Genomic DNA, 12459 nt, shown 5'->3' on the forward strand with positions numbered 1-12459 from the left:
GTTATCGCACCTCCTCATGCTGTTTTGGTTTCTTGTCTGTACTGCGGGGTTGCACCGGGCGTTTTAGGTTATCCAGCACCGAAGGCCGTGTGCTTTTGGCAACAACAGACTCGGTGTGTGCCTGCCCCTTTCCGTCGATGTTGAGCAGGGTATCCAGCTCCACCAGACGGGCGTTTTTGCTTCTCAGTTCTTCTTCATAAAGGAATGGCTTTCCGACTTCCTCCTTTGCGGCAGCCTGCTGCTGATAGAGGTTATCCAGCTGGGCCTTTGCCGCCTCCAGACGCTGGGGCATCTGAGCAAGGGCATTGTCGATACGGGTAAGATTTCCGCGAGGGTCTGTACCAAGGGTTGCCCTGTGGGTCATCTGTCCTTTCAGCAGGAGCGTATACTCCTGTTTCCAAGCGGAAAATTCCACGGACATGGCATACCCCCGGTAGTTGCCGATCTGCACCGGATCGGAGGTTTTAACCTCCTTGCAGGCATCCAAAAGGGCTGCACCGGCGTTCTCCTTATCGGTCAGCAGGTCTCCACGAATCTCCATACCGGCAAAGCCGTCCTCCGGGTGCGGGTGAGCTGCCAAAACCTCCAGGTCAGATTCAAAGCCCTTGATAAAGCCCTTGTGCTTTTCAATCTCCTCTGGGAAGTATTTGAGCAGCTGGTCCTCCAGACGGTACTGCTTGCTCTGGTGGTCAGCTTTCATCAGCTTCAGGCGGGATACCTCCACATCCAAATCCATACGCTCCTTGATACGGGGATCTCCGGCACACAGAGCCTTGATCTCGGCAAAACTCAGGGCGGTTTCATCCACATCATCGCAGGAGCGAACCGGACTTTTGCTGGTCATGATCTGGCTGATAAATTTCTGCTTGTTCTCCACCGTCTGCCAGAGGTATGCGTCAAAAGTTCCTTCTGTCACATAGCGGTACACATGGACAAGGGGGTTCTGGTTGCCCTGGCGCTCGATACGGCCCTTGCGCTGGGCAAGGTCTCCCGGTCTCCACGGACAGTCCAGGTCATGAAGTGCCACCAGACGGTCCTGCACATTGGTGCCTGCGCCCATCTTGGCGGTGCTGCCCAAAAGGACACGAACCTGACCGGTACGGACTTTAGAGAACAGCTCCTTTTTCCGCACTTCGGTATTGGCTTCATGGATAAAAGCGATCTGGTCGGCAGGCATCCCCTGGGCAATGAGTTTCTGACGAATATCGTCATATACCGTAAAGACCGGTTCCTGCTCCGGCAGAGGCACAGCGCCTTCCAGTGCGTGAAGCAGTGGATTATCCAGCGTTTTCGCCGCCTTGCTTACAGGAGCTTTTGCCTGCGGGGTAGAAATGTCGCAGAACACCAGCTGGGTCAGCTTGTCAGCTTTGCCGTCCCGCCAGATCTGCATGATGTTGTCCACGCACTGATTGACCTTTGTTCCGGGTTCATCCGGCAGCATCTGGTTGACGATCCTCTGGTCAAGCCCCAGCTTGCGGCCATCCGAGGTAATCTTGAGCATATTATCCTGGGACGGGTCAACGGTTCCGCTGTGTACCAGCGATGCGCGCTCCGAAAGAGCCTTGACCATTTCCTGCTGATGTTCGGTGGGTTGCGCCACGATGTTGTGGTACTCCACTTCCGGGGTAGGGAGATTTAACTGATCGGCAGTCTTAATGTCGGCCACTTCTTTGAACAGGTTCATCAGCTCAGGCAAGTTAAAGAACTTGCTGAATCTCGTTCTTGCCCGGTAGCCGGTGCCTTCCGGTGCCAGCTCCAATGCTGTGACGGTCTCCCCAAAGCGGGAAGCCCAGCAGTCGAAGTGGGTCATGTTCAGCTCTTGCAAGCGTTCATACTGAAGGTAACGCTGCATGGTGTAAAGCTCGGTCATGGAGTTGCTGACCGGGGTGCCGGTGGCGAAAATCACGCCACGGTTTCCGGTGATCTCATCCATATAGCGGCACTTGGCAAACATATCGGAGGATTTCTGCGCGTCCGATGTGGAAAGACCAGCCACATTCCGCATTTTTGTGTATAGAAACAGGTTTTTATAGTTGTGGGCCTCGTCCACAAACAAACGGTCCACACCCAGCTGCTCGAAGGTTACCACATCGTCTTTTCGCCCCTCGGCTTGCAGCTTTTCCAGTCTGGCTTCCAGAGACTTTCTGGTACGCTCCAGCTGCTTGACGGTAAAACGCTCGCCGCCGCTGGCCTGCACCTCTGCGATGCCCTCGGTGATCTCGTCGATCTGCTCATAGAGAAGCCTTTCCTGACGCTCCCGGCTGATGGGGATACGCTCAAACTGGCTGTGTCCCATGATGATGGCGTCGTAGTCACCGGTCGCAATACGGGCGCAGAACTTCTTGCGGTTATGGGTCTCAAAGTCCTTTTTGGTTGTGACTAAGATGTTGGCAGAAGGATAGAGGCGCAGAAACTCCGATGCCCACTGCTCAGTCAGGTGGTTGGGAACCACAAAGAGAGATTTCTGGCACAAGCCCAGGCGTTTGGCTTCCATCGCAGCGGCCACCATCTCAAAGGTTTTGCCTGCGCCTACTTCGTGTGCCAGCAGGGTATTTCCGCCATACAGCACATGGGCGATGGCACTTTTCTGGTGTTCCCGCAGGGTAATGGCCGGGTTCATGCCGCCAAAAGTGATATGGCTGCCATCATACTCGCGGGGACGGGTAGAGTTCATTTCTTCGTTATACTGGCGCACCAAAGTCTGGCGGCGCTCCGGGTCTCTCCAGATCCAGTCCCTAAAGGCTTCCCGGATAGCCTGCTGTTTTTGAGCACCCAGGGTGGTCTCCTTGGCATTCAGCACGCGGCGCTCTTTTCCATCCGCGTCCTCTATGGTGTCATAGATACGGACATCCCGCAGGTTCAGACTGTCCTCCAAAATCTTATAAGCATTGGCGCGGCTGGTCCCATAGGTGGTATAAGCTGCCACATCGTTGTAGGATACGGAAGATTTCCCCTTGATCTGCCATTCAGCAGTAAAGGAAGAATAGTTGACCTCGATACTGCGCTGGAGATAAAACGGGGTGTTGAAGGTCTCGTACATAAACTGCTGGATATATTCCTTGTCGATCCAGGTGGCACCAAGGCGCACCTCGATCTCCGACGCATCCAGGTCTTGGGGCTGGGCGGCGGTAAGAGCTTCCACATTGACTGCAAAAGAAGAGTCCTGCTGTGCCGCCCGCTGCGCCTGACGCAGTTTGCGGCGTACATTGCCGGAGAGGTATTCATCAGCAGTCACATAATGGGGTGTGCCATCTTTCTCCAGCTGTCCCGGTACACGGAAGATTACGCCTTGCAGCTCTCCGGCCAGTTCTTCTTTTGTTTTTCCGGTAAGCTGGCTCATATAGTCCATATCCACGCAGGCTTTTTCCGAGATGGACACCGCCAGTGCTTCACTTGCCGTATCCACCACAGCCACCGCCTGATGGGGCTTGATGGTCCGCTTGGTGAACATATCTGCCTTGCGTTCCAGCTTTCCGTTCTCGTCGATGACTTCCAGCGCACAGAGCAGATAGTAGCTGGAATCATCGGCAAAGGCCAGCCGGTTCGCCCGGTCATTGATAAGACCATATTTTGCGGAAAAGCTGTCATAGAGCCGGTTCAGTTCAGCCTGTTTATCCTGGATGGCGCTGTCCGGTGTGGCGGCGTCCATTTGGAGATCAATGAGCTGCTGGACACATTCCCGCAGGCCCACCAGCCCTTTCACGCGGGCCTCGGCGGTGGAGTTCAGGTCTGGGCGCACCATGCGGCTGTTTTCACGGAAATACACAGTGCCGTCCACAACGGTGTAGGAGTAATTTTTCACATTGGGGTCGGCGGGAATGGAGGTGTCGATGGCTTCGCCCTCACCCAGCTCCGGCAGCTCGGCTTCCTGGTAGGTGCCGCGAATGTACTTCACGGCATCATGCAGCTGATCGGCAAGCTCCAGCCCCTCAATGGGATTCACGGTGTAGTCCATGCCATGGGCGGTGCTTTCCGGCTCCTGTCGGCCCAGCACCATTTCCGGGTGGTCCAGGAAATAGCGGTTGATGGCAAAACCGTCCTCCGTCTGTCCGGTCTGGGTCCATTCCGGCACGATGTCCAGCGGGCGGTCCCGCTTTTGGAGGAAGATGATGTCCGATACCACCTCGGCACCGGCATTCTTTTTGAACGCGTCATTCGGCAGACGGATAGCTCCCAGCAGCTCAGCACGCTGGGCAAGATAGCGGCGCACGGTGGAATCCTTGGCGTCCATAGTATAGCGGGAGGTTACAAAAGCCACCACGCCGCCGGGACGCACCTGGTCCAGTGCTTTGGCAAAAAAGTAGTTGTGAATACTGAAACTCAGCTTGTTGTAGGCTTTGTCATTGACCTGATACTGACCGAAAGGTACATTGCCGATGGCAAGGTCAAAGAAGTCACGCCTATCGGTGGTCTCAAAGCCGCCTACTGTGATGTCCGCCTTGGGATAGAGCTGCTTTGCGATGCGCCCGGAAACAGGGTCCAGCTCCACGCCGTACAGACGGCTGTTTCGCATTTTCTCCGGCAGCATACCAAAGAAATTGCCCACACCCATAGACGGCTCCAGAATATTTCCGGTCTCAAATCCCATACGGTCCACCGCTTCATAGATGGCCTGAATGACCGTAGGGCTGGTGTAATGGGCGTTGAGGGTAGAGCTTCTGGCGGCGGCATATTCCTCCGGGGTCAGCAGTTCTTTTAGCTGGGCATACTCTAAAGCCCATGCCGGTTTCTCCGGGTCAAACGCATCAGAGAGACCGCCCCAGCCCACATATCGAGAAAGAACCTCCTGCTGTTCGGGGCTTGCCTGCTGTCCGGCAACTTCCAGTTCTTTCAGTAAACGAATCGCATTGACATTTGCCTGGAACTTGGCTTTCGGACCGCCTTCGCCCAAATGCTCATCGGTAATGCGGAAGTTTTTTGCATTGCGGCGCAGGTTAGCCTTGTATTCCTCATAGGAGGCTTCCTCGGCAGCTTTGGCATTGGAGAAGGTCTCCCACTGGCCATTGACCTGAATGGAAACCGGGTGTTCGTCCAGCACTTCCTCAAAGGTTTTCTCCGGCTCAGTCACAGGGGCTGGTGGCTCTGGCTCCTCGATATGCAGTCGTTCCACCACCACATCATAAGGCAGATTGTTCTTATCGCCCGGATAGACGGCCATGGTCTCGGAATGGAAGGTCGGGGATTCGGTAGCCGATTGGGGCTGTTCCTGTCCAAAGCCGTCCTGCTGACGGGCATACATCCCGCGCAGCAAAGGCGCAACCTCATCCCAGCGGAAATACAGCACAGCCAGACGATTTTCCTCTGCATCCATGACTTCCAGCTCCATGCCCTGTGCCGTGGTACGGTAATCGGCAATATCGCCGGTCTCCAGATTCAGTGTCTCGATCTCACCGGAATAGGCTCTGCTCAGCCAGTAGGCGATCTCGCTGTTGCTCCTGCCGGATTGCAGCAGCGTGGAAATCTGCTTTTTATCCGCTTCATCCATCAGTCCATGAGCCAATACATCCCGCAAGTCCTGATCTGCCTTGTCCGGGTCAATAGGAAGAAACTCGGTATAGTAAGCATTGCGGCGGTCTGCCCGAAGCAGCTGCTCGAACTGTTCTTTGCGCTCTGCCCGGTAGATGGGATATACCATCCCGGTGGGCAGAAGCTGTACGGTGTCCTCCCGCAGCTCGGTGATCTGATAGGCGTCATCCTCGATATACACGGTATCGCCCACGGCATAGACCGGGGCGGCTGGGTCATAGGAGGTTCTTTGCAAAATTGGGCGACGAACTGCGTCATATTCCTCATCGGAAATGGAAACTTCGGAAGTCTGCTCTATCTCGGCATCTGCGATCTGCTCGGCATCTGACATCACCTGTTGGATAAACGGGGCATTGTCCAGTTTTTCCGGGTCTGCCACCTGTCCGTTGACGATCCCTCTTTCTTCCAGAGCTTCCCGGATGGCGATTGGGTCGATGTCGTCAAAACGGTCCTGTTCTTCTTCGGTATAGAACCGGTCCTCCTGAATGAGCTGGGCAAGCCTGCGCTGTACCTTCGGCCAGGGCAGCTGCGTTTCCTCCGGGCTGCCGGCACGGACAACAAACAGGCTGTTGCTGTTACTGCCGCCGTATTCCTGAGCCAGCCATGCGGCGGTATCTTTTTCTCTTGCATGGTCTTTCATATAGCGGACAACAGCGTGTTTACTCTCAATATTGCCGTTCCATGCACAAAGGGCGGTATCAATATCCTCCTGAGAAAGAGGGCGCAGAAGCTCATGGAGCTTTGGATAGGTCTCGTCGATCACTTCCCGGTGCAGACGCTGACGGAACTCCGGCACATCGGAATAGAGCCGAATCAGCTCCATATCCTTAGAGCCAAGAACCGCACGGCGCACAGCGGCATTGCCCTCGATGACAGCATTTTCACGGTCGGAATGACCGCAGGCATTTCGATATGCCACATCCTCAGATATGGCGGCAGTCACCACAGGCTTATACTGCTCAAACTGCTCCCGAAGGGTAGGCTTTGGCGTTTCTTCCTCTATCTCCGGCTGCTGGGCATGAATGGCATCTTCTTCTGCCAGATCCTTTTCAGCCTGGATCTTGTCATACTGCGCTTGTTCCTGTTCGGTAAGATAGCGGCCTTTCTGGACAAGTGAAGTAATGCGCTTGGCAACCTTTTCCCAGTTCAAGTGAACATCCGGGCAGTCCTGCTTTTTATAGTGCAGTCCTTTCCCATCGCGATCTTCGCCGCTGTGTGTTGCGCCGGACAGGGCATGAGAGCGTCCGCCAATGCCATACTCGTCTTTAAGGAATCTCACTTTTTCCTTATCCGTATGGTTTTCCATGAAGAACGCATAGATACGGCCCTTTCCTCCGGCAAAACTGCTGCCGCCGGTCATGGCGGCGTCGATCTCATCCTCGGTAATGAAATGCTGGACGGTTGGCACTTGGGAAAGGTCCGAAGAAAAAGTTCTGCGTGGCAGGTCAAGATCCTTCAGGTTCTCCCAAATTTCCCTTGGCCTATGGTAATGAAAGCGCAACAGGTCACGGTCCTGCTGATAGGCAGTCCAGAAGGCGGCGTATTCTTCCTTGAGGGTCTGGCGGAAAGCCGGGTCACTCAGCTGCTCGGCAAGCCATGCAGTTTCTTCCGGGAACCCGGTTCTCTGAATACCGGACAGACAGGACAGATACCCGGAATCTCTGGCTTTATCGCTGAAATCGTGGTACAGATGCCAAAGTTTTTCTGCAAGGAGGGAGCGTTCATAGCCTGCCGCTTCTGCAAGCTCCACATTGGAGGCAAACTGGCCACTTTCCAAAAGTTCCCCGATGCGCTCTGCGGCACTCTCCCAGGAAATGACCTGGGCAGACCTGTCATAACGGACAGACTTCCCGTGGGAAAGATGGATGCCATCCTCGGCATACCATACGCTCACGCTGCCAAGGCCGTTGCCGCCGTGGTACAGCGTTTTCAGTATCTCGGCAATCTCAGCGGTGGTTTTCTGCTTTTCAAATGCTGCAACCACACGCTCCCTCTGACGATCTGTATTGCCTCCCAAACGCAGCACATGGTCAATATCATTTTGGGCAAAAGAAAAAGCAGAGGATGTATGCGCTACATTCTCTGCTTCATCTATGGATTGGATCTGCTCCGCTTCGGAGAGGAACAGGTTTAGGGTCAGCTGTTGATAAGCTCCGCCATCAGGATCTCCTCTGCCTGGGCTTTGCAGGTGTTCATCAGGCCCACCCACTTCATGGGATCGCTGGCTTTCAGTTCCTCGGTGGCTCCCGCTTCCTTCGCCAGCTGGAGCATCATCTGTTCCAGTCTGCTCTGGGCGGTCTCGTCGATCTCGATGAGGTGCGGGTACAGCTTCTCGCTCAGCAACATCTGGTTGTAGAGGATGGGACGGTGTTCCTTCAGGTAGGTTTTCCTCATCCTGCCGTACTTGCCCAGGGGTTTCTCCGGCTGCTGGCTCAGCTTCAGGTCGGGAATCTGATAGTCTCCGTTCTGGATGTAGGTCATGGGATTGTTCATCTTGCTTGCTCCTTTCTTGGTTGGCTTCGCGCTCTGCATTTCGGACGGTAACGCCGATCTGCCGCAGCACCTGCTGGTTGATCTGGCTGACCGCTGTTCCCAGCGCCCCGATGGTGGACGGGGTGTTGAAATCAAAGATCGCCATGAAATCTTCGTGGTCGAAGTAGCGTTCCGGCTCCAGTCCACAGCGGGACATCAAAGCGTAAGTGATGCTGACGGTGGCGGCTGCCTTGAACTGCACTCCGATGTTATACTCATCATATTCCTCCAAAAAGGAACCGTCAACGATATAGAAGAAGTCCTGCTGATGCTCCGTCCAGTATTCCTCGGCCAGTTTTCCGGCTACCTCCGTGAGCTGTCCGGCAAGATCCTCACCGGAAACATCATAGGTGCGCTCCAGCATGGCCTGCACGGAATCCAGATAGCGCTCCTCCAACTGCCACAGCCAGGGAGTGCGGGAATGTTCACGGGTTCCGGTGTCGGAAATGTCAAAGACATAACGCAGGCGAGGTCTGTCCCCGGAATCATCCACCAGAGCGATTCCCTTGGAACCGCGCCTTACATAACGGCCCATCTTTTCATTCCACAAATCGTACTCCGCACAGGCGGTGGCGTCCGGTCGCTGGGCATAGATCATCAGCTGCTCATGGAACGGGTACTTGTAAAGGCGGGAAGCAGTAGTGAGAAACCCTGCCCATTCCTGCCAGCTCCCCGTGAGCTGTGTTGCCACTTTGTCCGCCATCTGTGCATATAGTTCAGCTTTGGTTGGCATAGTGTTCTGTCCTCCTTTCAGTTTTGGGGTAAAAAGGTGGGGTGGCAGATCGCCACCCCATCCCTGCGGTTATGTTGTTTACTGGTCAAAATCCGGGTACAGCTCCAGTTCGGCAAACTTCTCATCGGTCATCGCACAGAGCTTCGTAAGGGCGCTGTCGGTCAACTCTCTCAGCTCTGTTTCCTCCGGCGAAAGCTCGCCGCGCATCTCACGCAGACTGTCAATCAGCCCGGTGCGGCTGCCGGTATTGTAAATGCACATCAGGTTCATTTCCTCAAAAGTAAAGTTTCCCATATCAAATCTCCCTTTCCGCACTCTTTTTGGGTGCTGTCTTTTTGTGTTCTGTCTTGGGCTGGCCTTTCAGCTGCTCCATGACGGACTTTTTCTTTTCCCGTTCCTCCCGATGGGTGGCGGCTGCCAACTCCATCAGGGAAATGGGCTGACCGCTTCGGGCCTGCTGTTCCAGCTCTGCCACCGTGGGTTCTTTTGCGCCATTGTTGATGATACCGTCAATCATGCCGTAATCGTCCTCCAGCATCATTTCCGCATTTTTCAGCGGGTTTTCTGGCAGGAATCCGGGGATCTGGGTAAAACCAACACTGTCACAGTAATGACAGGATACCTTACCGTCCTGTCTGATCGCAACGATGTCGCTGACGCTCATGGAGGGACTGTGAAAGTCCACGGGCTTTTCCAGATTGAATTGCTGATAGAGTTTTTCCAGCTGCTCCGGCACAGTGCCAGACTCCCTCAGAGGAGCTGTGTAAATGAGGTCATAATTGCTGCGGTCTATGGAAATGTTATGGGACTTTAACCAGTCCAGATTCATAAAGCGCACATTCTGCGGATCGTCACGACTTACCTGATAGATGGCAAAGCAATCTCTGTTCTGGGAGAGAAATGCCTGTTCGCGTTCCTGCTGATGTTCCTGACGCTCCATGACCTTTTCGTGGAACTGAGGGCTTTTCTCCCATTCCTCATGGTCCACACCGAAAAGACCGCCATGATCCATGATTTCCTGCGGGTCAAACACCATGCTCTCCGTATTGTCCTCATACAGCACATAGACGGTCAAACCGGCGGCATCCAGTTCCAGCGCCCGTTCTCTGGTAACAGGGAGCATTCCATCATAGGTGTAGCCATATTCCTGCATATCCGGTGTGGATACCTGCTCATCCGGCATGGGGTATTCATCCAGTGCCTGCTCCTGCGCTTCCGGCAGCTGGGAAGAGGTAGTCATCTGACTGGTCTCTGCCTGCATCTGCTGATAGGCCGCTTCCTGCAAGGTCTCAACCATAGACAAGGGAGCGCGTCTGAGCGAAGTGCTGTCCAGATCGTTATCATCACAAATCTGGAGAACTGCCTTCATGCAGGAAAGCTCCGACATATCCAGCTGACCACCATCCAGCTCTTTCATGGACGCAGCATCGTAAAGAGTGTAGTCCCATCCGCTGTCACAAGGTTGGATATGAAGATAGGTAGTATCGTTGATCAGAAACAAAGCCTCCTGCTGGTTGGCATCCGCCCCCAGTACCTCCATTTCCGGCATGGTCGCAGCCAGTTCCTTTACCGCTTTCTGTACCAGCGGATTGTCACGGTAATAGTCGATTGCCTGAATAGTGTCCAGGTCAATGGTCTGCCCGGTCAAAATCGGAAACGGTCCTTCATAGTCGCTTCCGTCTTTCAGCTCAAAACCAATTCCTTTGATCCCGTTCATTCGCTCTGCCGGAATTTCCTGATAGATGCGGACCGCCTCCTCCAAAGACAGGTTATCGTGGTATTCTCCGAGGTTTGGAAACTCCATGCACTCTGCCACATAGTAAGTCAGATTGCCGGTTGGCTGCTCTATCGGGGCGGTTTCCGGCTCTGCCTTTGCATGGGGATCAATCCCACGCTCTTTGCAGATTTCCTTATAGTGGCGCTCAATGTCAGAGATCAAAGTGCCGGAGGTCTTATTGATGGTCTCCAAACTGGCTCTCAGCTCTTTCAGTTCCTTGCCCTGACTCCAGCTTGCAATATAGCCGAAGCTGTTTTCTCCGGTCTCAATGCCAAAATATTTGCAGACCGCATAGGAGATGCTTTCAGCCTCCACTTCCTCCGTGTGGCGGTCTTTCCTCTGTTCTTGCAAAAACTGGGTGAGGGTAGAAAAGCCGCCAACAAAATTCAGCCCTTCTTCCTCGGTCAGCATCAGGCGTCCATCTTCCGCCAGCTCCAGCGGCTCTGTCAGCAGAACGGAACCTGCATGGTTTACAACCACTTGTTCTTCTACACAGACCGGCTCTCCGGGGTCGTAGTCAGAACCGCGCAGGTCATAGCAATAAACGCCCTCCGGCAGATTATCACGGACAATCCGCCCATTGGAGAACAGACCGGGTTTATCAAACAGCTCGATCTCCTGATATTGCTCGTCATTGGCAATCTGAATCTTTTTCTGATTGTGGAGCTTGCTGTGGGCAATCTCGTGTACTGTGGCCGAAACCGTCTGCACCTCACTCATGCCCTGGCGAATGGCGATTTTCTGATGATCGGCAGAAAAATAGCCGTCCGTATCGGCGGCCATTGCTTCAAAAGTGATCGGCACCGGCGCACTGCGGCGCAGAGCCTCCATGAATGCCTCATAATTTGGCACATTGCCGGAAAGGGAGGAAGCAAGCTCAGGCAAAGGTTTCCCGTCGGTCTGGCTCACATCAAAGACCTTGACCGGGCGAAACATGGGGATCTCGATTTCTTTTTCCTCTGTGACGATCTTTCCGTCTTTATCCAAAATCGGAGCCTTGGTATCCGGGTCCAGTTTCTGCTCCTCGATTTTCTTCTTATATGGTGTGGGAGCAATGATGGTAATGCCATGCTCGCCCTTTTTTACATGACGCTCAAACTGGTCTTTCCACTTATTGTATCCGGCTACCAATGTAGCGTCCGGCTTCTGCATATAGATGAGCATGGTGTTGTTTACCGAATAGCGGTGGAAGCGGGACATGACGGACAGATAGCGCATATACTTTTCACTCTCAAACAGTTCCTTGATCCCCTGCTCGATGCCATCTGTGATTTCTCTTAGCCGCTCTCGGTTGGTGGGTTTGTTCTCAGCCATGATTTTCAATCTCCTTTCCAAATGTGTGATTTCTGCTGTGTGTTCTGCAATCCATGCCTTTTGTTCTTCTTCACTTTCATAAAGAAAAAGGTCCAACAGGTACTCTACATAGGTTTTCTTCTGGATTGCTTCCACAAAACGGGGGTGCGGTTCTTCCTCCGGTGTCCGGGGAGAATTGTCGGCCTCCCATTTTTTCAGCAGATAGTAGTAATCGGACAGTACGCGATAACACCGCTGCCGGTCCTCCCGAAACTTTTGTGCCTCTGTTTTCTGCCGGACATATCTCCTACGGGGAGGGGCCTGACTGTCATAGATCAGGCCAAAGTCCTGTGCCAGTTTCTCCGCCGCTTCTTTTGGGGAGAGGTCAAAGAGCTTTGCGGTAAAGTCGATCACATCCCCATCTTCACCGCAGCCAAAGCAGTGGAATCGCTGGTCTACCTTCATGCTGGGGTTCTTATCATCGTGAAAAGGACAGCAGGCCATGCCATTTCGCCTGACTTTTATCCCATAAAGCTCTGCCGCTTCTCTGGTGCTGACTGACAGCTTGACTGCTTCAAATACATTCTCTGCCATGTAC

General features: G+C 53.9%; 5 protein-coding genes. 1 reads left to right on the forward strand and 4 read right to left on the reverse strand.

Going from position 1 to position 12459, the window contains the following annotated elements:
• Position 1: 1 nt before the first annotated feature.
• Together ACDD58_RS06435 and ACDD58_RS06440 are read right to left on the reverse strand one after the other, a co-directional pair.
• Positions 2 to 7552, reverse strand: a complete 7551-nt coding sequence (locus tag ACDD58_RS06435; RefSeq protein WP_370777462.1) for an SNF2-related protein — start codon at positions 7550 to 7552, stop codon at positions 2 to 4.
• Positions 7553 to 7662: 110 nt separating this feature from the next.
• Positions 7663 to 8019, reverse strand: a complete 357-nt coding sequence (locus ACDD58_RS06440; RefSeq protein WP_118615424.1) for a TnpV protein — start codon at positions 8017 to 8019, stop codon at positions 7663 to 7665.
• Here ACDD58_RS06440 and ACDD58_RS06445 point away from each other — a divergent pair.
• Complete coding sequence (locus ACDD58_RS06445; RefSeq protein WP_177675516.1) at positions 8006 to 8773, forward strand: hypothetical protein; 768 nt, start codon at positions 8006 to 8008, stop codon at positions 8771 to 8773. The two genes, ACDD58_RS06440 and ACDD58_RS06445, sit on opposite strands and share 14 nt — an antisense overlap.
• A 96-nt stretch (positions 8774 to 8869) precedes the next feature.
• Here ACDD58_RS06445 and ACDD58_RS06450 read toward each other — a convergent pair whose 3' ends face one another.
• Both ACDD58_RS06450 and ACDD58_RS06455 read right to left on the reverse strand, forming a co-directional pair.
• Positions 8870 to 9085, reverse strand: coding sequence for a transposon-transfer assisting family protein (locus ACDD58_RS06450; protein ID WP_003526257.1), 216 nt, complete (start codon positions 9083 to 9085; stop codon positions 8870 to 8872).
• Position 9086: 1 nt separating this feature from the next.
• Complete coding sequence (locus tag ACDD58_RS06455; RefSeq protein WP_370776485.1) at positions 9087 to 12455, reverse strand: LPD28 domain-containing protein; 3369 nt, start codon at positions 12453 to 12455, stop codon at positions 9087 to 9089.
• Positions 12456 to 12459 lie beyond the last annotated feature (4 nt).

The sequence above is a fragment of the Roseburia sp. genome (genome assembly GCF_041325975.1).
GTDB classification, from domain to species: domain Bacteria; phylum Bacillota; class Clostridia; order Lachnospirales; family Lachnospiraceae; genus Roseburia; species Roseburia rectibacter.